Source organism: Streptomyces sp. NPDC058674 (assembly GCF_042716505.1).
In the GTDB taxonomy this organism is placed as follows: Bacteria; Actinomycetota; Actinomycetes; order Streptomycetales; family Streptomycetaceae; genus Streptomyces.
The window spans coordinates 139,308-163,003 of the sequence record NZ_JBHXSC010000005.1; the positions used below are offsets into that span (position 1 = coordinate 139,308).

Sequence of the window (23,696 nt, forward strand, 5' to 3'; positions counted from 1 at the left end):
GATCTTGTCGCGGGACAGGAGTCAGGCAACGGCGGTGTGGCGGTCGAGCTGCGGGTGCACGTCTATGCCGGCCACCGGGTCGGGGAAGTCGGGGCGCCGGCGGCGCCAGTTCACCACCGCGGCCCGGGCAACCCTGGCGATCCCCGCCACCTCCGCCGGCAACGCCCGATCGTCGGCCGGGGCGATCGGGTCAAGGGCTGCGAGCGGTGAGCGACGCCCCGCCACCACGGTGCACACGGCCCGCCAGTCCACCGAGGGCCGGACCACCTCCAGGAGCGCGACGTCCTCGGCTGAGTAGAGGGTGACTGTAGTCACCCACCCTGCCGTTCGTAGTCGACGTCCACGGAGCCAACCGGGGACAGCCAACTCAAACGCGAAACGCTTATGCGTGGGCGGTGGTCCGGTTGTTGGTGGGGCGGGTGGCGCGGCCGACGCCGATGAGGGTGGCGGAGGCGGGTCCGGTCCGGTCGCCGTAGCCGAGCAGGTGCAGGCGCGGCCCGTCCCGGAAGCGGCACGGTGGCTGATGGGCGGGTGCGGTAGCGTGCCAGCCGCACGCGTGCGACAGCCGGTGGCCGGCCAGGCCCGCGTCCAGGCGCAGGTGCGCTCCACGGCGGGCGGCCGCCCGGATCCGGCCTCCGTACTCGGCAAACTCGGATGGGGGCTGGGGCAGCGATGGTCAGGTGGTGGGTAGTAGGTCGGCGAGGAGGACGGCGAATTCCTGGGGGTCGAGGATGCGGATACCCAGTTCTTCGGCCTTGCTGCGCTTGGAGCCTGCCTTCTCGCCCGCCACCAGGAGGGTGGTGCGCTTGGACAGTGACGACGATGCCTTACCGCCGGCCCGCTCGATCAGCTCGTTCATCTCGTTCCGGGACAACCCCGCGAGGGGGCCGGTCATGGAGCCGGTCACCACGACCGCCTGTCCGGCCAACGGGGCGCCCGCCGAGTCCTCGCCGGCTCTGGCGTCGGTCGCGGGCTTCAGTGGCTCGGTGGCCTGCGTGCCGACCTGCTGGGCCTGAAGCTTGTCGAGGAGCGGGGCGAGTTCGACGAGTTCGGCAGCGATGACGCGTGCCTTCTCGGTGCCGATGCCGTTGACCCCGGCCAGCGTGTCCGCGGCCGCGGCCCGGATCGCGTCCATGGAGCCGAAGTACGCGGCGATCCGGCGGGACATCGTGCGTCCGGTGCCGCGGACGCCGAGGGCGCAGAACACGCGGCTCAACGCGGCCCCGCGGGCGGTCTCGATCGCGGCCAGAAGGTTGGCGGCGCTGGTCTCTCCCATGCGCTCCAGGCCGAGGAGCTGTTCGCGGGTGAGCGTGAAAAGGTCGGCTATGTCGTTGACCAGGCCGGTCTGTACGAGCTGGATCGCGCGCGTGCCGCCGAGGCCTTCGATGTCGAGCTGGTCCCGGCCGGCGGCGTAGATCACCGAGGCCACCGCCTGACAGTCGCGGCCGCGCACGCATCGCCACCGCTGCTCGGAGGCGTCGATCTCGTCCCCGCAGCGGGGGCAGGCCTCGGGGAACGCGATCTGGGTCTCGGCGCCGGTGCGCTGGTCGACCAGCGGTGCCTCAATTCGGGGGATCACGTCGCCGGCCCGGTACACGAACACCTGGTCGCCGATCATGAGCCCGCGGCGGGTGATGTCGGACGGATTGTGAAGGGTGGCGTAGGTGACCGTCACCCCGTCGATGACCACGGGCTCCAGGACGGCGCGCGGGGCGATGATCCCGGTCCGGCCGACGTTCCACTCCACCGCCAGCAGGCGGGTCACCTTGTGCTCGGCCGCCAGTTTCCGGGCCACCGCCCATCTCGGAGCGCGGGAGCCGTTGCCGGCCTGCCGCTGGTCCTCGGCCGTGTCGGCCTTGACGACGACCCCGTCGATTCCGAACGGCAGGTCCGCGCGCAGGCCGGCGATCATGTCGATACGTTCCTGCACCTGCTCTACGGTGTCGCATCGCATCGGGGCCGCGGCGGTGCTGGCGGCCGTGTTCGCGCCGAGCGCGGCCAGGGTTTCCAGCAGAGCGACGTGGTCCAGGTCGTCCAGGCCGATCGCGCTGTAGGCGAAGAAGGTCAGCTCGATCCGGTAGGCGCGGTCCTTCGCCCGCAGCGTGCCGGCCGCTCCGCTGCGCGGGTGCGCGAAGGGCGTGGCCTCGTGGGCGAGCCGGATCCGGTTGGCCTCCTCGAACTGCGCGGTCGTCAGCAGCACCTCGCCGCGCAGCTCGACGTCGATCGGTTCGGTGAGGACCGGCGGCAGGCCGAGGACGGCGTCGGCGGCTTGGGTGATGTCCTCGCCGGCCAGGCCGTCGCCGCGGGTGAGGACCTGGACGAGCCGGCCGCCCCGGTACCGTGCGGCCACCGCGAGACCGTCGAGCTTCGGCTCGACACACCACCCGGCCACCGGGTGCCCGAGACGCCGGTCCAGCCCGGCCGCCCACTCGGCGAGCTCGTCGGCGTCAAAGACGTTGTCGAGGGAGAGCATCGGCACCGAGTGCGGCACGTCTCCCTGGACGGCCCCGCCCGCCACCTTCCCGGTCGGAGACTCGGCGAGCGCCTCGTCCGGATGGGCCTGCTCGTAGGCCGTGATGGCGCGCAGCAGCCCGTCGTACTCGTCGTCACCGAGCGGGGTGGTCCCGTCGCCGTAGTACGCGGCCGACGCCGCCAGGGCAGTGGTCACAGCCTCTGCGTAGGCGGCAGGAGAATGCAGGGCGCTGTTGTCAGTCATGAAGGTCATCATCCTGCCCCGCACTGACAATGCCGCCGACGCGTGCCGGCCGGACAGCGCCCTCGAACTTCCGCCCCCCGCCACCCTTCCGGCTCCGCAATGAAGACTCCGGCCCCCTTGTTGGTGATGATCCAGGGGTGGTGTCCCCGGGCCCGGAGGCATCGACGGATCGTTCCGAAGACACAGCAGGGGGCTTACGCCGGGTCCGGGGCTCCGACGGCCGGCCGGTCAGCCGCCCAGCGACTTCATCAGCTCGGGGGCGTACCGGTCGCCGGAGGCCACGCCGTGCGGGGCCACGGCATCGATGGCGGCCAGGTCCGCGTCGCTGATCGTCACGGCGGTGGCGGCGACGTTCTCCTCCAGGTAGCGGCGGCGCTTGGTGCCCGGGATAGGCACGGCGCCCTGCCGCAGGGTCCAGGCCAGCGCGAGCTGCGAGGGCGTGACCCCCTTCTCCGCGGCGAGGCGCCGCACCTGGTCGACGACGGCCAGGTTGCGCTGGAAGTTCTCGCCCTGGAAGCGGGGGTCGGTCCGGCGGAAGTCGTCCGGGGCGAAGTCGTCCGGGCTGGTGAGGGCCCCGGAGAGGAACCCCCGGCCGAGCGGGGAGTAGGCGACCAGCCCTATGCCCAGTTCGCGCAGTGCGTCCAGGACGCCGTCGTGCTCGATGCCTCGCTCGAAGAGGCTGTACTCGGTCTGCACGGCGGTCAGCGGGTGCACGGCGTGCGCGCGGGCGATGGTGGCGGGCGCGACCTCGCACAGCCCGATGTGGCGGACCTTGCCCGCCGCGACGAGCTCGGCCAGGGCGCCCACGCTCTCCTCCACGGGCACGTGCGGGTCGATCCGGTGCAGGTAGTAGAGGTCGACGTGGTCCGTGCCCAGGTGGCGCAGGGAGCGGTCGAGCGAGCGGCGGATGTACTCCGGAGTCGCGTTGTGGCCGAGGAAGGCGCCCTCGTCGGTGAACTCGATCCCCGTCTTGGTGGCGATCACGGCGGCTTCCCGGCGGCCGGCCAGGGCCTTGCCGAGCAGTTGTTCGTTGCGGAAGGGGCCGTAGCCCTCGGCGGTGTCGAGGAGGGTGACGCCGAGCTCCAGGGCCCGGTCGATCGTGGCGAGCGACTCCGTCTCGTCCGTGGCGCCGTAGTGGGCGCTCATGCCCATCAGGCCGAGTCCCTCGGCGCCGACCTTCAGTCCCTGACCGCCCAGTGCGCGCATGTCCATCGTGATCTCCCGGTAAGTAACTAACTGGATAGATAGAGCATGCGACGGACCTGGTGCGGATGTCAATAACCGGATAGTTACTTGCTAGGCTCGGGGCATGGCACGGGATTCCAGCGCGACCAAGGCGCGCCTGCTCGACGCGGCCTTCTCCGAGTTCGCCGCGCACGGCATCGCCGGCGCGCGGGTCGACCGCATCGCCGAGGCGGCGCAGGCGAACAAGCGGCTCATCTACGTGTACTACGGCAACAAGGAGCAGCTCTTCGACGCCGTGCTGCAGCGGGCGCTGGAGACGGGCTCGGAGTCCGTGCCGTTCGATCCCGACGACCTGGCCGGCTACGCGGGCGCCGTCTTCGACCACCTCGTCGAGCGGCCGTCCCTGATGCGCCTGGTGCTCTGGAAGCAGCTGGAGCGTCCGGAGGCGACGGACACGGAGGCGACGTCCTACGCGGGCAAGATCGCGGCGGTGCGGCAGGCGCAGGAGGCGGGCCGGATCGACGCCGGAGTGGACGCCGGCGACGTGCTGACCCTGGTGATGGCCCTCTCGCAGGCGTGGTTCGGCGCGGTGGGCGCTCCGGCGGACGGCGGGACGGCCCCAGGCTGGGCAGCCGACCGGATCGCCCGCCACCGCGCGGCGGTGGTGGAATCCGTACGCCGGATCACCGCCCCGGCCTGACCGGCCCGGAGTGGCACTACCAGGCACCATGAGTGCTGCGGCTGTCGCAGTTTCGAATCCTCCGCGAGGTCTCCAGCAACGCCTCGACGACCCGTTGGACTGCGCTCAGGCCATTGAGCGGTTTGGGGTCCACTTTTGCAACCACACTTACTTCCGGCGGCCCCGCCCTGCCAGTTACGCGCTCCTCTGCAATGGGCGAGTGAGTTTGGACGCCTGCCCAGGACCGCATCGATTTCTACTCAGAGCTGGCCCAGATCGAACGCCTTGACCGGCTCCGCAGACAAGGCCGTCGGAGCCGACGAGGCAAGGGCAGCATCCGCCGTCCTTTGCGGGCAAGGCAATCCGGCGCCAGCCTAGGGCCGATCTAACTACTCGTCAGTAAAGTCAGCAAAAGGTCAGCATTCGTCCAACCAGAGCTGTTTACAGCCTGCAACCCATGAGACTCGATCACGCACCCCGAAGGCCGTCGGACGATGTCCGACGACCCCACTTCGGCAACAAGAAGCGGAAAGGGTGCCGCGCGCGCTGCGCCCGGCCGGGGGCGGAATGAAATGGCAGGTCAACGCACTCTTCCCCTGGGCTTCAGGTGAGTTGGCGGCAGTTCGGGGGACGGAATCGGAGGGCCGTCGTAGCCCTTCACCTCACCGAATCGCGTCCCCTTCATCCAGTCCTCGCGGGCCTGCGCGATGTCCTCATGGGACCGTCCGATCCAGTTCCAGAACATCACGATCTCCTCCTCGAACGGCTCGCCGCCCAGCAGTATCAGGCTCGCGTCCGAGGCCGCGCGCAGCGGGAGTTCGGTGCGGCCGCAGCCGAGGTAGAGCATCGAGCCCGGGAGGATTCGGACGCCGTCGACGTGGGCGTCGCCCGACATCGACAAGGCCGCGTACTCGAAGTCCGGGTCCAGGGGGAGACGGGTCTCGGTGCCCGCCGCCAGGGTCAGGTCCGCGCCGACGATCGGGCTGTACGCCGTGCCGGGCGAGGTCGCCGTGTCCAGGGTGCCCAGGATGACCGTCGCCGTCAGCCCGGGGGCCGTGACGTGCGGGAGCTCCGCGTGGTGCTGGAAGTGCGGCTCGACGCCGCGGTGGGCGTCCGGCAGCGCCACCCACAGCTGTGCGCCGTGCAGGAGCCGGGCGTGCGGGCGGGGGCTCTCCTCGGAGTGGCTGATGCCCCGGCCGGAGGTCATCAGGCCGAGCTCGCGGGGGCGGATCGTCGCGAGGCTGCCGACGCTGTCGCGGTGCAGGACCTCGCCCTCGTGGAGCCAGCTCACCGTCTGGAGGCCGGAGTGCGGATGCGGCGCGACCTGCATGCCGGGCTCGTCGGCGATGTCGTCCGGGCCGTAGTGGTCCACGAAGCACCAGGCACCCACCATGCGGCGGCCCAGGTTCGGCAGGAGGCGGCGGACCTCGGTGGACTCCCCGAGCGCGACCGTGCGCGGGCTGAGGAGTTCGCGGACCGGCTCGGCCACGACGAAGCCGCGGCCGCCGCAGGCGGAGAGAGCGGGCTGGCGATCGAGATTGCTCATGCGGACAACCTAGCCGCGCGGGCGCGGCCCCGGTGAGCGGAATGTTCCGCCGCGCAGCCGTGTTGGAGGCGGCGAACGGATCACCCGCACGGCGGAAGGGACGCGATGAACGGGCAGACGACCTACCTGGGCCACGGGACCGCAGCCGAGCGCTGGGAGCGCGCCCGGCTCTTCTTCGACGCGAAGGAGTACGCGACGGCCGCCCGCGTCCTGGACGGGCTCGCGCGGGAGGTCCCCGAGCAGCTCGCACCACGACTGCTGCTGGCCCGCGCCTACTACCACTCCGCCCAGCTCGTGCGCGCCGAGGGCGAGCTCCGCGCCATCCTGGAGCGCTGGCCGGTCGAGGACTACGCGCAGCTGATGCTCGGTCGCACGCTGGAGCGGCTCGGCCGGGCCGGCGAGGCCCGTCCGTACCTGCGGATGGCCGCCGCGATGGCCGGCGACCTCCCCGGAGGCGACGCCCGCGGGTAGGACCCGGTCGGCCGGGCCGGGCCCCGACCCGTGCGGGGCCCGGCCCGGTCCGTGCGGGGGGCGGGCCCCGGCTCGGTTAGCCTGGGTTCAATATGAACCGTCTGACCACGCCCTTCGGCTCCTACGAGCTCACCCGCTTCCCCGAGGACCCGCGCGACCGGCTCTTCGCCTGGGACGCCGCCGACGAGTACCTCCTGCGCCACCTCGACTCCGGTACGGGCGACCGCGGCCCGGTGGATCTGGCCGGCGCCGGCCAGATCACCGTCCTCGGTGACCGGTGGGGGGCGCTGACGACCGCGCTCGCCGCCTACCACCCGACGCAGATCACCGACTCCTCCCTCTCCAGGTCCGCCACCGCGGCGAACCTGGACCGGGCCGGGATCGGGACCGCGAAGTCGACGGTGACGCTGCTGACCACGCAGGACGCGCCGCCGGAGCGGATCGACGTCCTGCTGGTGCGCGTACCGAAGAGCCTGGCACTGCTGGAGGACCAGCTGCACCGGGTGGCCCCGCACGTGCACGCGGGCACCGTGGTCGTCGGCGCCGGCATGGTCAAGGAGATCCACACCTCCACCCTGCGGCTCTTCGAGCGGATCCTGGGCCCGACGAAGACCTCGCTCGCCGAGAAGAAGGCGCGCCTGATCTTCTGTACGCCGGGAACCCCCGGCGCCACCCGGCCCGCGACCCCCGGGCCGTGGCCCCTGACGTACACGGTCGACGAGGACGGCGGTTCGGGTGCCGGGCTGACCGTGGCCAACCACGCCGGGATCTTCTGCGCCGACCGGCTCGACATCGGCACCCGCTTCTTCCTGCAGAACCTGCCGACCAACACCGACGGCGCCCGGGTCGTGGACCTCGGCTGCGGCAACGGCGTCGTCGGCACCGCGGTCCAGGTCCACGACCCGGACGCCGAGGTCGTCTTCACCGACGAGTCGTACCAGGCCGTCGCCTCGGCGCAGGCCACGTACCGGGCGAACGTCCGCGAGGGGCGGCGGACCGCCGAGTTCCTGGTCGGCGACGGTGTCGCCATGCTGCCCCCGGCCTCCGTGGACCTGGTGCTCTGCAACCCGCCGTTCCACTCCCACCAGGCGACGACGGACGCGACCGCGCTGCGGATGTTCGCGCAGTCGCGCAAGGTGCTGCGCCCGGGCGGTGAGCTGTGGGTGGTGGCCAACCGGCACATGGGTTACCACACGCACCTGCGCCGCCTCTTCGGCAACAGCGAAGTCGTCGCGTCCGAACCGAAGTTCGTGGTCCTGCGGGCGGTCAAGCAGGATCGTCCGCGGCCTATGTGACCTGCCGGTACGTCCTACACTCGGCCGCGTGAGCAGCCAGGTACGCAATGACGGGGACGCAGTGGCCGACGGTGGCGGGCGGTACCGCCGGGAGGACGTGGCGCGGGCGGCGGGCGTCAAGGTGCGCAACCTGCGCTACTACCAGGAGCGCGGCCTGCTGCCGCCGCCGCGCCGGGAGGGCCGGATCGCCTGGTACTCCGACGACCACCTGACGCGGTTGCGGCTGATCAGCGACCTGCTGGGCCGGGGGTACACGGTCAACGGCATCGCCGAGCTGCTGGACGCGTGGGAGCAGGGCGACGGCCTGTCCCGACTGCTGGGCCTGGAGCGGGAGATGACCCGCGGCTGGGTCCAGGAGGAGCCGGTCACGATGACCCGGGCACAGCTGCGGGAGCTGTTCGGCCCCTCGGCGACGGCGCAGGACACCCGGCGGGCGGCGGAGCTGGGGTACGTGACGGTCGACGGGGACCGGGTCACGTACCCGAACCGCCGGCTGCTGGACGCGACCCTGGCCCTGGTGCGCCAGGGGGTGCCCCTCGCGGAGATCCTGGACGCGGGGGACTTCCTCCAGGTGCAGGCGTCCGCGTTGGCGGACCTTTTCGTCGGACTGTTCCGACGGCATGTGATCGGCTCGGAGGGGCTGGAGCCGCTTTCGGCCACGCAGCTCCAGCACATCACGGAGGCGGTGACGGCCCTGCGCCCGGTGGCCGGGGAGGTGGTGGCCACGGAGTTCGCGCGGGCGATGGCCCGGCGGGTGGAGGCGGAGGTCGCCGAACTGCTGCGTACGGAGCAGTAGGAGTCGGCCGAAAGGGTGCGCTCGCGCAACCTTGCCAACCTCCATTGGCACTCTTACATTCAACTCGTCGGTAACAACGGTGCACAGCCGAAATAAGGGACGATCATGGCAGATTCCCCGAAGTTATCCGAAGCGCCGGGCGGGGCCGCGGGCCGAGTGCGCTGGCGCCGGTTCGCCGTCCTGACCGTCCCCGCCGTGGCCGTGACCGCCGGCCTCGGCATCGCCCTCTCGCAGGGCGTGCTCGCCGCCTCCTTCGCGGTGTCGGGACAGCAGTTCAAGGTCTCGGCGAAGAGCCTGGACGGCGAGGGCTTCGCCCAGTACGGCAGCGTGGACGTCAACGCGCGCCAGGAGCTCATACCGGTCGCGGTCACTGCGATCAGGGAGGCCAAGCTCCACAGCCTCTGCCAGTCCGTGGTGACGACCCTCCCGATGATCGGTGACATCTCGCTCAACCTCACCGCCGGCCAGAAGACCCCGGTCGAGGCCAGCAACCTGTTCGTGGACGCGACGCAGCTCTCCGGCGACGCCGTCTTCAGCAACATCGAGATCGGCCGTGACGCCTCCACCCTCGACAAGGGCCCGGCGGACGCGCAGGGGATGCAGGACCTCTTCGCCCAACAGGCGGACACGATCAGCATCTCCAACCTGCAGCAGACGGCGTGGGCCACGAACGCCGGCACCTTCAAGCTCTCCGGTCTCAGCATGAACGTCAGCAAGGGCAAGAAGGAATGCTTCTGAGCCGCCGCGACGACGGGCGGCCGGAAGAACGCACGGAAAGGACGGAAAGGACGGGGCGGGCGGGGCGGAAGGAACGGAGAGGGCGCGGCGCGCCGACCGGGCCGGACGATCCGGGCACCGCCGCGACGGCGGGTGCAGCGGGTGCACCCGTCGGGCGGGGCCGGTCCGGACGGTTCCGCCGCTGGCGCCGGAGCAGACCGTTCTGGGGAGGTCTCCTCGCCCTCCTCGCCGGCGCCGAGATCTGCGTCCTGCCCCTCGCCCCGCTGAAGATCATGCTCCAGCAGGGGGTGGCGGGCATCCCGTCCGTCCTGATGGGCCTCGTCATGATCGTGCTCGGACTCACCGCCTGGTTCTCGCCCGCGCAGCGGAACCTGGCCGGTGTCCTCACCGTGCTGATCGCGACGGCCGCCCTCGTCCTGTCGAACCTGGGCGGATTCCTGATCGGCACCCTGCTCGGCATCCTCGGCGGAGGCCTCATGTTCGCATGGCAGCCGGTCGCCGTCCCGTCCGCCGGGGGCACGGAGCCCGCCGCTCCCGACCCCGGCCCCACCCCCACCGCCACACCCACACCCCCGCACCACGATCCCCAAGGAGCACAGCCGTGAGCCGTACGCGTACCTCGCTCGTCCTCGGGATAGCCGCCGCCGGAGCCCTGTCGGTGGCCTCGGTCACCGCGACCGCCGCTCCCTTACCGCTGGCCGGGTCCACCACCGTCACCCCGGCCGGTCACGCCTTCAAGGCCACCCTCAGCGGCAAGGCCACCCTCAAGGCCGGTTCGGTCACGGTGACCTGTTCGGTCTCCGTCTCCACCGGCACCGTGCCGGCCGCCCCCGGCAACAACAACCCGGCCGGACCGGTCACTTCGCCGATCACGCCCCCGACGTACAGCTCCTGCACGTCCAGCATGCCGGGCGTGACCCCCACCGTCACCACCAGCGGGGCCTGGACGGTGTCGATGCAGAACGGCTCCCCGATCACCGCCACCATGAAGGTGCCGGTCGGCGGCCTCGTCGTGACGACGAGCGGCCTGGCCAACTGCACCGTCGTCACCGCGCCCACGGCCCCCGCGAACGTCGGCGGGACCTGGGCGAACGGCGCCCCGTCGAGCCTGACCTTCACCAACGCCTCCGTGCCCGTCACGGTCACCGGAAGTTTCGGCTGCCCGACGAGCGCGACCTCCTCCACCTTCAACGCCGTCTACAAGGTCGCCGACACCACGAACCCGGCGCAGCAGATCACCGTCGGCCCCTGATCACCCGTACCGCGCACAGGCCCGCCGGCCCCGGACGCTCCGGGGCCGGCGGGCCTTCCGCACGGAGCCGACCCGAACGACGGGAACGACAGCGGTCCGGCCGCCGACGGGCGCTACCCCGCGGTCGGGGCGCGGCGGTAGCTGCTTCCGTCGCGGGTCCGTGTGAGCAGGCCGGAGGTGATCAGGTAGCGCCGCAGCGCCGAGCAGTCCTCGTGCACCGTGCGGAGCGCATCGTTCACCTCGGGCTCCGTGTAGTCCCGGTCGCCCGCGAAGAGCGTCCGCGCGAGGTGGACCAGCAACTGCTCGCGCCGGGCGGCCTTGCGGGGGACGGCGAGGAGCCGGCCGGCGGGAGAGAAGAGGTCGGCGACGTTTCCTCGTGCGGAGGGCGTGGGGGATTGATGCTCGGTGCTCTGTGACATGTGAGGGACCCTCTCCCGGGCCGGGCACCCCCGGCAACGCATTTGTTCCGCCGCCGCCAGGGCGCCGCCACCCCGCCGTCGTCCGTACGGCGCGTGCGCGGCGGCTCCCGTGCTCCGGTGACGGAGGACCAGGGGCCACGGCCCTCGACCGCCGGACAGCCGTCTCCCCCGCGGTCCCCGGCTCTACGTGCGGTCCCCGGCCACCCGTGCGGCCGGGCTCACCGCGGGCCCGGCGTCGCGTCACCGTCACGGCGGTGCCGGCCGTACCCCTGTCCGCCGGGCCGGCCGGCGGGCCCGCCCAGTGCGTCCGCGGATGCCGGGGCTGCCGGGGAGGCCCCGGAGTCCGGCCCGGAGCCCGGCCCCACGTCCCGGCCGGGGCGCCTGGCCCGCCAGGCCGTACGCGGAGCGAGCACCCACTTGGTGAAGGACTGCCCGAGGGCGCCCGTCGTACGGCCGGCCGGACGTCTCGCGTGCCGGCCGCGGGAATCCGGGGCGCGCTCGTCCGCCGGCGGTGATGTCTCTGCCACGCCCCGAGTGTCACGCAGGGACCCGCGGGCCCCGGCGCAATCACGCGGGGACCACCGGATCGGGTGAGCCGCGGGACCCGACCGCGACGGCCGAACCCCCGCACGGTCTCACCGGTTCGGTGCGGGTCCGCCTCGGGCACGCCCTCAGGGCGTCTCCGGCGTCCGCAGCAACAGCAGGGTCACGCATCCGAGAGAGACGGCCTACCCCCGGTACGCCTCCAGCAGGCGCAGCCAGACCTCGCTGATCGTCGGGAAGGCCGGGACCGCGTGCCACAGGCGGTCGATCGGTACCTCCGCCGCGACCGCGATGGTGGCCGCGTGGAGCATCTCCGCCGCCCCCGGGCCCACGAAGGTGGCTCCGAGGAGGACCTCGCGGTCCAGGTCGACGACCATGCGGGCCCGCCCCCGGTAGCCCTCGGCGTACAGGCCCGCGCCGGACACCTTCGCCAGGTCGTGGTCGACGGCGCGCACGCGGTGGCCGGCGCGCTCCGCCTCCGCCAGTGAGAGGCCCACCGCCGCGGCCTCCGGGTCGGTGAAGACCACCTGCGGCAGGGCACGTACGTCGGCGGTCGCCGCGTGCGCGCCCCAGCGGCCGGTGTCCAGGGCTCCGGTGCCCGCCGCGCGGGCCGCGATGGCGGCGCCGGCGATCCGGGCCTGGTACTTGCCCTGGTGGGTCAGGAGCGCGCGGTGGTTGACGTCCCCCACCGCGTACAGCCAGTCGTGGCCGGGCATGCGGCAGCTGTCGTCGACCCCGATCCACTCCCCCGCGGGCAGCCCCACGGTGTCCAGGCCGATGTCCCCGGTCCGCGGCGCACGGCCCGTCGCCATCAGCAGCTCGTCGCCCTCCAGGGTCTCGCCGCCCTCCAGCACCACGGTGACCGGCCCCGTCGAGCCGTCCCGTACGACCGCCTCGACGGACACCTCCGTACGGACCACCGCGCCGGCCTCGCGCAGCGCGTCGGCGACCAGTTCCCCGGCGAAGGGCTCCATCCGCGGCAGCAGCCGCGGGCCGCGCACCAGCACGGTGACCTGCGACCCCAGCGCCTGCCAGGCCGTCGCCATCTCCGCGGCGACCACCGAGCCGCCCACGATCAGCAGCCGTCCCGGCGCCTCCTGCGCGGAGGTCGCCTCCCGGCTGGTCCAGGGGCGGGCCCCGGCCATCCCGGGCAGGTCGGGGACGACGGCCCGGGTGCCGGTGGCGACGACCACGGCGTGCCGGGCCGCCAGCACGTGGTGCTCGCCCTCGGGGCTGGTCACGGCGACCTTCCGGGTCCCGTACAGCCGGCCGTGTCCCCGGTAGACGTGCGCGCCGATCGACGTCAGCCAGTCGAGCTGGCCGTCGTCCTTCCAGTGGCTCGCCCAGTAGTCGCGGTGCGCGAACACCGCCCGGGTGTCCAGCGGCCCCTCGACCGCGCCGGCCAGGCCGGGAACCCGGCGGGCGTCCGCCCGCGCCAGCACCGGGCGCAGCAGGGCCTTGCTCGGGACGCACGCCCAGTACGAGCACTCCCCGCCCAGGAGCTCGCTCTCCACCACGGCCGTGCTCAGCCCGGCGGCGCGGGTCCGGTCGGCGACATTCTCGCCGGCCGGTCCCCCGCCGAGCACCACGACGTCGTACTCCACCGCTTCAGTCATGCGGACCAGTGTCACCGACCGGCCCGGAGCGGCGCGCGCACTCAGGCCTCCGGCGTGCCGGACTCCTGGGCGCCCTTCCGCTCAGCGGCGATCTTTGCCCGTACCTCGTCCATGTCGAGGGCGCGCGCCTGCCCGATCAGGTCCGTCAGGGCCGCCTCCGGCAGCGCACCCGGCTGCGAGAAGATCGCGACCTGGTCCCGGACGATCATCAGCGTCGGAATCGAGCTGATCTCGAATGCGGCGGCCAGCTCCTGCTGCGCCTCGGTGTCGACCTTGGCGAAGACCAGGTCGGAGTGGGTCTCCGAGGCCTTCTCGTAGACGGGGGCGAACTGCAGGCACGGCCGGCACCAGCCCGCCCAGAAGTCGATCAGCACGAACGGGTTCTCGCTGACCGTCCGGTCGAAGTTTTCCTTGGTGAGCTCGACTGTAGCCACGGTGTCCATTCCTCCTGAGTGAGCCGTCTGCTGCTTGAACGAACGGCCTGCCCGCATCATTCCGGCACCGTGGGCCGGGCTCGGCTAGAAGGGGTGCGGTGCGGGGCTGGTACGGGCCGTGGTCCAGCGCAGCTCCGTGAAGGCGTCCAGATTCGCCTCGCCGCCGAAGCGGGCACCCGTGCCGGAGGCGCCGACCCCGCCGAAGGGGGCCACGGCCTCGTCGTTCACCGTCTGGTCGTTGATGTGCGCGATCCCGGTCGGAATCCGCTCCGCCAGCTCCAGGCCCCGCCCCGCGTCCCGGGTGACGATCCCGAGGGAGAGCCCGTACGGACCGGCCGACGCCAGGGCCACCGCCTCCTCCTCCGTGGCGAAGGACCGTACGGGCGCGACGGGGCCGAAGACCTCCTCGGCGTAGGCGGGGGTGTCGTCGGCGACGCCCGCCAGTACGGTCGGCCGGTAGAAGAGGTCCCGGTGCGTTCCGCCCGCGACGAGCTTGGCGCCCCGGGCAGTGCTCGCCTCCACCAGGCCGTGCACGCGCTCCACCTGCCCCGCGTCGATCAGCGGGCCCAGGTGGACCTGATCCCGGTACGGGTCCCCCACCGCCAGCGCCTCGGCGCGCGCGGCGAGCCGCTCCACGTAGTCGTCGTACAGCGAGGCGTGGACGAGGTGGCGCCCGGCGGTCATGCAGATCTGGCCCTGGTGGAAGAAGGAGCCCCAGGAGGCCTGGGCGACGGCGGCTTCGACATCGGCGTCGCGCAGCACGACCAGGGCCGAGTTCCCGCCCAGTTCGAGGTGGGCGCGCTTGAGGTGACGGCCCGCGAGCTCGCCGACGGTCCGTCCGGCAGCGGTGGAACCGGTGAAGGACACCACCCGGACCAGGGGGTCGGCGACCACCGCGGCCCCGGTGGCGGCGCCGCCGGGCAGGACCTGGAGCAGACCGGCCGGGAGGCCGGCGGCCGCGAGGACGGCGGCGAGGGCGAGGCCGCCGGAGACGGCCGTGCGCCGGTCCGGCTTGAGCAGGACCGCGTTGCCGAGGGCCAGCGCGGGGGCGACGGAGCGGATCGCGAGGACCAGGGGGACGTTGAAGGGGGCGATGACCCCGACCACGCCGGCCGGCACCCGTCGGGTGATGGACAGCCGGGGCGCTTCGCTCGGCAGTACCTGCCCGGTCGGGCGGGAGGCCAGCGCGGCGGCCTCGTAGCACTCCTGGGCGGCGACGTGCAGTTCGAAGTCCGCCTTGCCGGGTATCGAGCCCGACTCCCGCACGAGCCAGTCCCGCAGTTCGTCGGCGTGGACGGTGAACAGGTCCCCCGCCCGGCGCAGCACGGCCGCCCGCTCCGGGTGGGTGGCGCGCGCCCAGTCGCGCTGGGCGGCCCGGGCCCGTACGGCGGCCTCGGCGACGTCGGCGGGGGCGGCCAGGTCGAGGGTCGCCAGGGTACGGCCCGTGGCCGGTTCGACGACGGGGGCGGCGCCGCCGGTCAGGGTGGGTCCGTCCTGCCAGAGCGTCGGGTCGAGGAGTGGCATGGCGCGGGGCCTCCGGTCGGGGAAGGGCGGGGCGGGGGGCGGCAGCACGCGCCATCGTGCCAGACCGGAGGCCTCACTTCTGTTCAGTTATTGGGCAGTTGGCATGTGCCGCTGACCGGAAACGATCGACGGACCGTCGGCGGAACCGGCTCAGCGCTCCAGGACGAGCGCGATGCCCTGCCCGACGCCGATGCACAGCGCCGCCATGCCGGTGCCGGAGCCGGCCGCCGCCAGCTGGTGCGCGACCGCTCCGGCCAGCCGCGCGCCCGAGGCACCGAGCGGGTGGCCGATCGCGATGGCGCCGCCGCGCGGGTTGACCACGGCCGGGTCCAGCTCGGGCCAGGCCGACAGACAGCCCAACGCCTGTGCGGCGAAGGCCTCGTTGAGTTCCAGGACGGAGAGGTCCGCCAGTCCCCGGCCGGCCTTCTCCAGTGCGCTCCGGACGGCGTCCACGGGTCCCAGGCCGAACAGCTGGGGCTCGATCCCGGTGACGGCGGAGGCGCTGATGCGGGCGAGCGGCTCGCGGCCGGTCGCCGCCAGCCCCGCCTCGTCGGTCAGCAGCAGGGCGGCGGCGCCGTCGTTGAGCGGGGAGGCGTTGCCGGCCGTGACCGTGCCGGTGCCGTCCGTCCGGAAGGCGGGCTTGAGCCGGGCCAGCGCCCCGGCCGTGGAGTCCTCCCGGATGCATTCGTCGCGCACCAGGTCCACGCCGCCGTACGGGACCACCTCGCCGTCGTACCGGCCCGCGGCCCACGCGGCCGCCGCCTTGCGGTGGCTCTCCAGGGCGAAGGCGTCCTGGGCCTCGCGGGTGACGCCGTACTTCTCGGCGACGAGCTCGGCGCCCTCGCCGAGCGAGGCGGTCCACTCGGCGGGCATCCGCGGGTTGGTCATCCGCCAGCCGAGGGTGGTGGACCACATCTGCTGGTGGCCCGCCGGGAAGGTCCGCTCGGGCTTCTGCACCACCCAGGGGGCGCGGCTCATCGACTCGACTCCGCCCGCGATGGCGACGGAGGCGTCGCCGAGGGCGATCGCGCGGGCGGCCTGGATCACGGCTTCGAGGCCGGAGCCGCAGAGCCGGTTGACGGTGGCTCCGGGAACGGTCACGGGAAGCCCCGCCAGCAGCACGGCCATCCGGGCCACGTCGCGGTTGTCCTCGCCCGCGCCGTTGGCGTCGCCGAAGACCACATCGTCGATGCGGGCGGGGTCGAGGTCGGGCGTACGGTCCACCAGTGCACGGACGACGTGGGCGGCGAGGTCGTCCGGCCGGACTCCGGCGAGGGCCCCGCCGAACTTGCCGATCGGGGTGCGGACGGCGTCGACCACGTAGACGTCGCGGACGGTGCGGATGCTCATCGGGTTTCTCCTGGGCGGATCCGTACGGACGGTGGCGCGCCGGTGCCGGTGGGTACCGGGACGCGCCGCCGGGCGGGCGCGCCCGGTGGGGCGCGCCCGAAGTCTCCGTCCGCACGTCGCCGCCTGTCAACGGCTGCCGGGGGCCCGCCGCCGGGCACGGGGGTGGGCGTCGGCGGCCGGGGAGCCGGCAGGGGCGGTGCTGTCGGTCAGGTCGACTCGCGGGGGACGGCCACGGCCGCCATCAGGTCGTGCCGCTGCGTGACCTCCGACGGCTCGCGCACCGCCCTGTCCACCAGCGACGCCAGGTGGTCCCCGGTCGGCATCTCGATCTGCACCGTGCTCAGCCGGGGCCGCAGCAGGCGGCCGATGAGCAGGTCGTCGGCCCCCATGACGGCCACGTCTGCGGGGATGCGGAGCCCCTCGTCCTGGAACGCCCGCATCAGCAGCATCGCGTACTCGTCGTTGCAGGCGAAGGCGGCGTCCAGCCCGAGCCCGCGCCAGCGCGCCGCGAGCGCCGCGGCCGACTCCTCCGAGTAGGCCATCGGGAGGCGCGTGACCTCCGCGCCCGCGACGGAGCGGGCGCCGGCCAGACGGGGAGCGGAGAACAGCTCCAGCCCCTCTTCCTCAGGCACGACCACGCCGATCCGCCGCAGGCCGCGCTCCACGAGGTGGGCGGCCGCCCGCGCACCGACCTCCCGCTGGTCCATGACGAGCGCGTGCGCCCCCGGCACGCCGGCCGGTCCCATCGTGATCACCGCGCGGGCCCCGGCCCGTTTGAGGGTGGCGACGTTGCGGGCGGAGAGCGTGATCTCGCCGAGGGAGATCACCGTCACCGGGCGCAGCTCCGCCCACGCGCGGGCGGCTTCGTCGCCGGTGAAGCCGAGGCTGCCGTACTGGACCACGGTGTAGTCGAGGCGGCGCAGGGCCCACTGGAGCTCGTTGAGGAAGGTGCTGTAGAGCGGCCCGACCGGTACGTGGGAGGTGGGCAGGAGCACGATCCGGGTGTGCCCGGCGCGCAGGCTGCGGGCCGCCGCGTGCGGCACGTAGCCGAGTTCCTCGGCGGCGCGGCGGACCTTGAGGCGGGTCGGCTCGCTGATGCGCACGGCTTCGGCGTTGTTCAGTACGTACGAGACGGTGGCGCGCGACACCCCGGCCAGGCGGGCCACGTCGGCGCTGGTGGGGACGGGCGGCGGCGGGGTGGGGGGCGGTCCGGAGTCCGGTGTCGGCGGCTTCGGTGACTTCGGTGACTGAGACATTGCCGAGGCATCCTTCCAGACCGGCGGGGCCCCGGCTCCGGCGGATGGCGAAAAACGCGCGCCCGCGGGGTGGCCCGGGTGGGGGCACGCCGTCGGGCGGCCCCGGAGGCCTCGGTGCACCGCCCGCCCGCGGCCGGGACCGGTGTCCCGGGGCTCCGCCCCGCCGGTGGCACTGGCCACTCGACGGTACTGCCGCTACCGTCTCCCTACCGATCGGTAACGGGGAGGGGTCACAGTGCCGCATCCGTCCGGGGCCTCTCCCGTGTCCGAGCCCGCGGGCCTCGTGGAGATGGCGGCCGCGCTCGCCGAAGGGAGCGTGTCCGCACGCCTGTTGACCGAGCGGGCCCTCGACCGGATCGCGGTCGCGCAGCCCGGCCTCAACGCCTTCCGGACCGTACGCACGGAGGCCGCGCTCGCCGAGGCGGACGCCGCGGACCGGCGCCTCGCGGCCGGTGAGCGGCTGCCGCTGCTGGGCGTACCGCTCGCCGTCAAGGACGACATGGACCTCGCGGGGGAGCCGACGGCCTTCGGGTGCGCCGGCTCCTTCGCCCCGAAGACCGCCGACTGCGAGGCGGTACGCCGGCTCCGCGCGGCCGGCGCCGTGATCGTCGGAAAGACCCAGACCCCGGAGCTGGGCCAATGGCCCTTCACCGAGGGCGAGGCCTTCGGCCTGACGCGCAATCCGTGGAACACGGACTACACCCCCGGCGGCTCCTCGGGCGGCTCCGCCGCCGCCGTGGCGGCGGGCCTGGTCCCTGCGGCGCTCGGTTCCGACGGGGCGGGCTCCGTACGGATACCCGCCGCCTGGACGCACCTGATCGGCGTGAAACCCCAGCGCGGGCGCATCTCCACCTGGCCCGAGCCCGAGTCCTTCAACGGGCTGACGGTCAACGGCGTACTGGCCCGCACGGTCGCCGACGCCGCGCTCCTGCTGGACGCCGCGAGCGGTCAGCACGCCGAGGACCTGCACCGTCCGGCCCCCGTCTCAGCGCTCGAGGCGGCCCGGCGCGCCCCCCGGCGGCTGCGGATCGCCCTCTCCTTCGCGATGCCGTTCACGGCGACGCCGAAGTCCCTCCACCCCGAGGTCCGTTCGGCCGTGGAGCGGCTGGCCGTGCGGCTGGAGTCACTGGGCCACGAGGTGGTTCCGGAGGACCCGCGGTACGGGCCGATCGGCCTGACCTTCGTCCCCCGCGCGACCGCGGGCGTACGGGACTGGGCGGACCGGGTGCCGGACCGGACCCTGCTGGACCGCCGTACGCACGAGGCCGTCCGGACGGGGCGGATGCTGGGCGGCCTGCCGCTGCGGCTCTCCCGCCGGGCGGAGGCGGGGCTGCGGTGGCGGGTGGGCGAGGTGTTCGGCCGGTACGACGTGGTGCTGACCCCGACGACGGCCACACCGCCCCTGCGGATCGGCGCCCTGGCCGGCCTCGGCGCCCTGGCCACGGACCGGGCGATGATCGCCGCCTGCCCGTACGCCTGGACGTGGAACGTCCTGGGCTGGCCGGGGGTGAACGTCCCGGCGGGCTTCACCCGCTCGGGGCTGCCCCTGGGTGCCCAGCTCCTCGGCCCGGCGCACTCGGAGCCCCTCCTGCTGAGCCTGGCGGCGCAGGTGGAGGAGGCGCAGGCCCCGGCCTGGAGCGCCGCGTGGGCGGGGGCCGCCGGGGGCGCGTCCCCCGCCGGGCGGTAGCCGGCAGGACGAGCCGCCGGCGCGCGGCCCCGGCGTGCCGACCGCCGGGCACTGTCGGGCCGACCGCCCCGGCGGGGCGGGTACGCCGTCACCCGGTCGAGCGCACTCCGGGCGGGGCGGGGACGCCGTCACTCCTCGTCGAGCGTGTCCAGGCCCTCCTGCCAGCGGGCCCGCCGCTCGGTCTCGCTCTGCTCCCACCAGGGGGTGCCACGCTCCCCCAGGGCGACCTTCGCCAGCTGCACGCGGGCGCGGGCGGCGGCCTCGGCCTGCCCGTCGCCCGCTCTGAGGGCGGCCCCGACCGCCCGTCGGGCCGTCATCAGATGGGCCCGCAGACGCGCGCCCGCGTCCTGCGGGATCGACGGGTCGGTGGCGCGCCAGCGCCTGCCGCCGATGATGACGTGGTGCCCGTCGGGGGTGCGGGGCGGATGCGGATCGTGTGTCACCGCCACCACTGTGCCAGCAGGCCCGGCCCGGTGGCCCCCGCGGCCGTACGCCGCGCCAGGCCGTGACGCGCTCCGACCGGGAAGCCGGGGCGTGCGGCCCGGTGGTTTCGCCCCCGGCCGTTTGGGAGGCGGCTGACCGGTCATACGGGGTTCTGTAAGACTTTTTCCATCGAACAGGGAGTGATCAGCTGTGTCTGGTGAGCAGAAGGCCGAGGCAAAGGGCGAGCAGGCCAAGGGCAAGCTCAAGGAGACCGCTGGCCGCCTGACGGGCAACGAGCGGATGACGGCCGAGGGCCGCGCGGATCAGGCCAAGGGCGACGCCCGGGAGGCCAAGGAGAAGGTCAAGGACACGTTCAAGCACTGATCTTCGTACGGATCGCGTACGGACGGGGCCGGGACCGCGGGAGCGGTCCCGGCCCCGTCGCGCGTCCGCCCGCCGGTGGCGTCCGTCAGAAGGCGTAGCGGATCGGCAGCCACGGCGCATGGGCGGCCACGAGCGCGTGCACGGCCTCGACCGCCTCGGCCTTCACGGCGTTGCGGTACCGGACGTTCCAACTGCCGTTCTGGGAGCGTTTGGGCTGCTGGAGGTCGGGCCGCCAAAGGGCGTCCTCCGCGCGCGGGTGCCAGCCGAGGTTGAGGTCGTGCAGGTCCTTGTTGTGCGTCAGCATGATCACCTCCGCGGCGGCCTGTTCCTTCACCGGACCGGGCAGCACGTCGTCCATGTGGCGCAGGAGGAGGGCCCAGTCCCGTTCCCAGCCGGGGCGCAGGACGACGGGCGAGAGGTTGAAGTGGACCTCGTAGCCGGCTTCCAGGAAGTCGCCCGCGGCGGCGATGCGGCTCTCCACCGGGCTGGTGCGGATGTCCAGCAGCTTGGCGTCCTCCGGCGGCATGACGGAGAACCGCACGCGGGTGCGGCCGCGCGGGTCCAGCAGGAGGAGGTCCGGGTTGACGAACTTGGTGGCGAAGGAGGCCTTGGCGGCAGGCCACCGTGCGAAGGCGCGGACCAGGTCGGCGACGTTGTCGCTGATCAGAGCGTCCACCGAACAGTCGCTGTTCTCTCCGATGTCGTAGACCCACGCGGCCGGATCGCACTGGTTCGCCTCCGCCTTGGGCCCCAGGCGCGCGACGTGCCGCGACAGGTGGGCGATGATCCGCTCGATGTTGGTGAAGACCGTGATCGGGTTGGCATACCCCTTGCGGCGCGGGACGTAGCAGTAGGCGCAGGCCATGGCGCAGCCGTTGGCGGGGCCGGGGGCGATCCAGTCGGCGGAGCGCCCGTTGGGGCGGGTGGTGAGCGTCTTCTTCTCCCCCAGGACCAGGACCTCGCTCTTGATCCGGACCCACCGGTCGACGTTCCCCTCGTTGCCGTGGAGCTCCGGAATCCCCCAGTGCGATTCCACGGGGATCACCTCGGCCCCGGGGAAGCGGGCGATGACCTGCCGGCCGCGCGGGGAGGCCGCGGCGGCCGGTTCGGCGTGGATCGCCCGTACGGAGAGCAGCCGGCGCGCGGCCGGTGAGTCGCGGAACAGCGGGCCGGCCCCCGCGGGCGCACCCCGCTCCTGCCCCGTGTCGATGTCCTCCAGGCCGAACAGGGCGTCCTCGTGGTAGCCCGGCCCGCCCGCGTACGGCTGGGAGCCCATGTGCGTCTCCTGCCCCGTTCCGATCCTCACCGCTGCCCCGGGACTGCGGGCCCCGGGGGTGCCCGGGGATGTACCGGGCGGTATGTCCACTCTAGTGCGGTGACCGGCGCTCCCGCCGGTGTCCTCAGGGTGGTGCGTCTCCCCCGTCGCGGTGCGCCCGGACGACCTCCGCCGCGTCGCCCAGCCGGTCCAGGCCGCGCACGGCCCGGGCCGTGCGGGGGTTGCCCTCCAGCCGCGAGCGGTGCCGGTCCAGGAAGGCCCAGTAGCCGACGGTGTAGGGGCAGGCCCGGTCGCCGGTGCGGTCGGTGGGCCGGTACCGACAGCTCCCGCACAGGTCGCTCATCCGGTGGATGTAGGCGCCGCCCGAGGTGTAGGGCTTGGTGGTCATCAGCCCGCCGTCCGCGTACTGGGACATGCCCACCACGTTGGGCAGCATCACCCAGTCGTAGCCGTCGACGAAGCACCGGTGGAACCAGTCCGTCACCTCCGCCGGGTCCCAGCCCTGCTGCAGGGCGCGGCTGCCGAGGACCATCAGGCGGGGGATGTGGTGCGTCCACCCCGTGTCCCGGACCTGCGCCAGCACGGTGGACAGGCAGCGGGCCTCCACCGCGTCCGCGTCCAGCTCCGCGAACCACGCGGGCACCGGCGCGGTGTGGCGCAGGTCGTTGCGGTGCCGGTAGTCCTCGCCGAGGTGCCAGTACAGGTTCCACACGTACTCGCGCCAGCCGCACACCTGTCGTACGAACCCTTCGGCGCTGTTGAGCGGGACGTGCCCGGCCCGCCAGGCGTCCTCGGCCCGGGTCACGCACTCCCAGGGGTCCAGGAGGCCGAGGTTGAGGGAGGAGGACAGCAGGCTGTGGCTCATCACGGGGTCGGCGGCCAGCATGGCGTCCTCGTGCGCGCCGAAGCCGGCGAGGCGGTGCGTGACGAAGTGGTCCAGCGCGGCCAGCGCCTCCCGCCGGCTCGCGGGGAAGAGCCGGGGGCCGTCGCGGCCCACGAAGGTGATGCCCTCCTCGCGCTCCCAGCGGTCCAGGTCCCGCCGGACCTCCTCGTCGATCTCGTCCTCGCGGGGCCGGTACGGCGGGGGCGCACCGAGGGTGGCCGTGCCGCGGGGAGGGGGCTCGCGGTTCTCGTGGTCCAGGTTCCAGCGGCCGCCCGCCGGCCGGTCGCCGTCCATGAGGATGTCGTGGGTGCGGCGCGTGTGCTCGTAGAGGTTCTCCTGGAGCAGCCGCCGGCCCTTCTGCCGTGCGGCCCACCCGACGAATTCCCGGTGGTCGACCAGGAAGCCGCGGGCCGGGTGGACGGTGACCTGCGGCAGCGATGCCACCAGGGCGAGCGCGGCACGGGACGTGGGGTGGTGCACGGACACGGGTGCGTCGCCGACGGCCCGTGCCAGTCCTTCCCGGTAGGTCTCCGCCTGGACGTACTGCGCGCGCTCGCCGAGCTCGGCCGCCCGGTGTCGCATGGCGCTGAGGACCAGATGGGCCTTGGCCCGGTGGAACCGGCGGCGGCGCAAGACGGCCCGGGACTCGATCAGCAGCCATCGGGTGCCCCTCGGTGTCCCGCCCGCGGCGGTGGCGGTGAAGTGCGGGCCGAGCTGGTCCCCGAACAACCAGTGCACTGGACTCATGGGCGCATCCAACCAACCCGGCCCGCTTCGACGGCGGCGGACGCGGCCGTCCGGCGGGGTTCGAACGCCCGTCCGTCCGTCCGCCCACGAGGTGCGTGAGCGGGGCGGGTGACCGAGGCTGGACAGGGTCGTGCCGCGGGATGCGGGCGGCGGGCGAGCAGGAGGGAGAGGTCCATGGGTGCCAGCGGGGAACCGCGCCGGGGTGACGAGGTCGCGTGGCAGAGCCACGGCCACGAGGTGACGGGAAAGGTGAAGAAGAAGATCACGGACCGCACGCGGGCGGCGGGCCGCACCGTGGACGCCTCGGACGAGCAGCCGCAGTACGAGGTGGAGAGCGACGCGTCCGGGCGGAACGCGGTGCACAAGCCGGGGGCGCTCCGCAAGAAGGGCCGCTCCTCCTGACGGCCACCGCGCAGGACGGGAGGGCCCCGCGGACGGCGGTCGCCCCGCACACGAGGGCCGGGACGGTCGGGTTC

The 23,696-nt window shown here is 73.6% G+C and carries 22 protein-coding genes and 1 pseudogene; 10 read left to right on the forward strand and 13 right to left on the reverse strand.

What is annotated here, in order from left to right:
• Window positions 1-21: 21 nt before the first annotated feature.
• The 3 genes from ACFWU6_RS04685 to ACFWU6_RS04695 all read right to left on the reverse strand — a co-directional run bounded on the left by ACFWU6_RS04685 (window position 22) and on the right by ACFWU6_RS04695 (window position 3,928).
• Entirely contained in the window at window positions 22-315 is a 294-nt protein-coding gene (locus ACFWU6_RS04685; RefSeq protein ID WP_383978443.1) for a hypothetical protein, read from the reverse strand.
• 361 nt (window positions 316-676) lie between these two features.
• Window positions 677-2,725, reverse strand: a complete 2,049-nt coding sequence (ligA, locus tag ACFWU6_RS04690) for an NAD-dependent DNA ligase LigA (RefSeq protein ID WP_383978447.1) — start codon at window positions 2,723-2,725, stop codon at window positions 677-679.
• Between the two features lie 219 nt (window positions 2,726-2,944).
• Window positions 2,945-3,928, reverse strand: coding sequence for an aldo/keto reductase (locus tag ACFWU6_RS04695; protein ID WP_383978450.1), 984 nt, complete (start codon window positions 3,926-3,928; stop codon window positions 2,945-2,947).
• A 97-nt stretch (window positions 3,929-4,025) separates the two neighbouring features.
• Here ACFWU6_RS04695 and ACFWU6_RS04700 point away from each other — a divergent pair, with 97 nt between their 5' ends.
• Window positions 4,026-4,601, forward strand: coding sequence for a TetR family transcriptional regulator (locus ACFWU6_RS04700; protein WP_383978453.1), 576 nt, complete (start codon window positions 4,026-4,028; stop codon window positions 4,599-4,601).
• 559 nt (window positions 4,602-5,160) lie between these two features.
• Here ACFWU6_RS04700 and ACFWU6_RS04705 read toward each other — a convergent pair.
• A complete protein-coding gene (locus ACFWU6_RS04705) occupies window positions 5,161-6,126 on the reverse strand; it encodes a pirin family protein (RefSeq protein ID WP_383978456.1) in 966 nt (321 codons plus the stop codon).
• 105 nt (window positions 6,127-6,231) lie between these two features.
• On the opposite strand from ACFWU6_RS04705, the gene ACFWU6_RS04710 reads away from it, so the two are divergent.
• The 6 genes from ACFWU6_RS04710 (at window position 6,232) to ACFWU6_RS04735 (ending at window position 10,678) form a co-directional block, all read left to right on the forward strand.
• Complete coding sequence (locus tag ACFWU6_RS04710) at window positions 6,232-6,597, forward strand: tetratricopeptide repeat protein (RefSeq protein WP_383978459.1); 366 nt, start codon at window positions 6,232-6,234, stop codon at window positions 6,595-6,597.
• A gap of 101 nt (window positions 6,598-6,698) precedes the next feature.
• Complete coding sequence (locus tag ACFWU6_RS04715; RefSeq protein WP_383978521.1) at window positions 6,699-7,892, forward strand: methyltransferase; 1,194 nt, start codon at window positions 6,699-6,701, stop codon at window positions 7,890-7,892.
• 28 nt (window positions 7,893-7,920) lie between these two features.
• Window positions 7,921-8,688: a MerR family transcriptional regulator gene (locus tag ACFWU6_RS04720; protein WP_383809160.1), complete on the forward strand. Its 768-nt coding sequence runs from the start codon at window positions 7,921-7,923 to the stop codon at window positions 8,686-8,688.
• Window positions 8,689-8,793: 105 nt separating this feature from the next.
• Entirely contained in the window at window positions 8,794-9,426 is a 633-nt protein-coding gene (locus ACFWU6_RS04725; RefSeq protein WP_383809163.1) for a DUF6230 family protein, read from the forward strand.
• Entirely contained in the window at window positions 9,417-10,031 is a 615-nt protein-coding gene (locus ACFWU6_RS04730; RefSeq protein WP_383978462.1) for a DUF6114 domain-containing protein, read from the forward strand. The genes ACFWU6_RS04725 and ACFWU6_RS04730 overlap by 10 nt, the downstream gene beginning before the upstream one ends.
• Window positions 10,028-10,678 carry a hypothetical protein gene (locus ACFWU6_RS04735; protein WP_383809169.1) on the forward strand — a complete coding sequence of 217 codons (651 nt, stop codon included), beginning with the start codon at window positions 10,028-10,030 and terminating at the stop codon, window positions 10,676-10,678. The genes ACFWU6_RS04730 and ACFWU6_RS04735 overlap by 4 nt, the downstream gene beginning before the upstream one ends.
• Window positions 10,679-10,791: 113 nt before the next feature.
• Here ACFWU6_RS04735 and ACFWU6_RS04740 read toward each other — a convergent pair whose 3' ends face one another.
• From ACFWU6_RS04740 to ACFWU6_RS04765, 6 genes and pseudogenes are all read right to left on the reverse strand, one after another.
• A complete protein-coding gene (locus ACFWU6_RS04740; RefSeq protein WP_383809172.1) occupies window positions 10,792-11,097 on the reverse strand; it encodes a DUF2087 domain-containing protein in 306 nt (101 codons plus the stop codon).
• Between the two features lie 728 nt (window positions 11,098-11,825).
• Window positions 11,826-13,256, reverse strand: a complete 1,431-nt coding sequence (locus ACFWU6_RS04745; protein ID WP_383978465.1) for a dihydrolipoyl dehydrogenase family protein — start codon at window positions 13,254-13,256, stop codon at window positions 11,826-11,828.
• Between the two features lie 41 nt (window positions 13,257-13,297).
• Window positions 13,298-13,690 (reverse strand): thioredoxin family protein, encoded by a 393-nt coding sequence (locus ACFWU6_RS04750; RefSeq protein ID WP_383978468.1) that lies wholly within the window; start codon window positions 13,688-13,690, stop codon window positions 13,298-13,300.
• Window positions 13,691-13,873: 183 nt separating this feature from the next.
• Window positions 13,874-15,214: pseudogene (locus ACFWU6_RS04755) on the reverse strand (aldehyde dehydrogenase family protein); the annotation flags it as partial.
• A gap of 150 nt (window positions 15,215-15,364) precedes the next feature.
• Entirely contained in the window at window positions 15,365-16,564 is a 1,200-nt protein-coding gene (locus tag ACFWU6_RS04760; RefSeq protein WP_383807485.1) for a thiolase family protein, read from the reverse strand.
• Window positions 16,565-16,770: 206 nt separating this feature from the next.
• Complete coding sequence (locus ACFWU6_RS04765; RefSeq protein ID WP_383978471.1) at window positions 16,771-17,820, reverse strand: LacI family DNA-binding transcriptional regulator; 1,050 nt, start codon at window positions 17,818-17,820, stop codon at window positions 16,771-16,773.
• Window positions 17,821-18,082: 262 nt separating this feature from the next.
• Here ACFWU6_RS04765 and ACFWU6_RS04770 point away from each other — a divergent pair, with 262 nt between their 5' ends.
• A complete protein-coding gene (locus ACFWU6_RS04770) occupies window positions 18,083-19,507 on the forward strand; it encodes an amidase (RefSeq protein ID WP_383807479.1) in 1,425 nt (474 codons plus the stop codon).
• Window positions 19,508-19,635: 128 nt separating this feature from the next.
• Here the strand turns inward: ACFWU6_RS04770 and ACFWU6_RS04775 are convergent, their stop codons facing one another.
• The gene (locus ACFWU6_RS04775; RefSeq protein ID WP_383978474.1) at window positions 19,636-19,950 is read right to left on the reverse strand and encodes a hypothetical protein; all 315 of its coding nucleotides are present in this window, start codon (window positions 19,948-19,950) and stop codon (window positions 19,636-19,638) included.
• Window positions 19,951-20,140: 190 nt separating this feature from the next.
• On the opposite strand from ACFWU6_RS04775, the gene ACFWU6_RS04780 reads away from it, so the two are divergent.
• Window positions 20,141-20,314, forward strand: coding sequence for a CsbD family protein (locus tag ACFWU6_RS04780; RefSeq protein ID WP_383807475.1), 174 nt, complete (start codon window positions 20,141-20,143; stop codon window positions 20,312-20,314).
• 85 nt (window positions 20,315-20,399) lie between these two features.
• Here the strand turns inward: ACFWU6_RS04780 and ACFWU6_RS04785 are convergent, their stop codons facing one another.
• Together ACFWU6_RS04785 and ACFWU6_RS04790 are read right to left on the reverse strand one after the other, a co-directional pair.
• Window positions 20,400-21,590 (reverse strand): spore photoproduct lyase family protein, encoded by a 1,191-nt coding sequence (locus ACFWU6_RS04785; RefSeq protein WP_383978477.1) that lies wholly within the window; start codon window positions 21,588-21,590, stop codon window positions 20,400-20,402.
• A 124-nt stretch (window positions 21,591-21,714) separates the two neighbouring features.
• A complete protein-coding gene (locus ACFWU6_RS04790) occupies window positions 21,715-23,220 on the reverse strand; it encodes a cryptochrome/photolyase family protein (RefSeq protein ID WP_383978480.1) in 1,506 nt (501 codons plus the stop codon).
• A 174-nt stretch (window positions 23,221-23,394) separates the two neighbouring features.
• Here ACFWU6_RS04790 and ACFWU6_RS04795 point away from each other — a divergent pair, with 174 nt between their 5' ends.
• Window positions 23,395-23,622: a DUF2945 domain-containing protein gene (locus ACFWU6_RS04795; protein ID WP_383807466.1), complete on the forward strand. Its 228-nt coding sequence runs from the start codon at window positions 23,395-23,397 to the stop codon at window positions 23,620-23,622.
• Window positions 23,623-23,696: the final 74 nt, after the last annotated feature.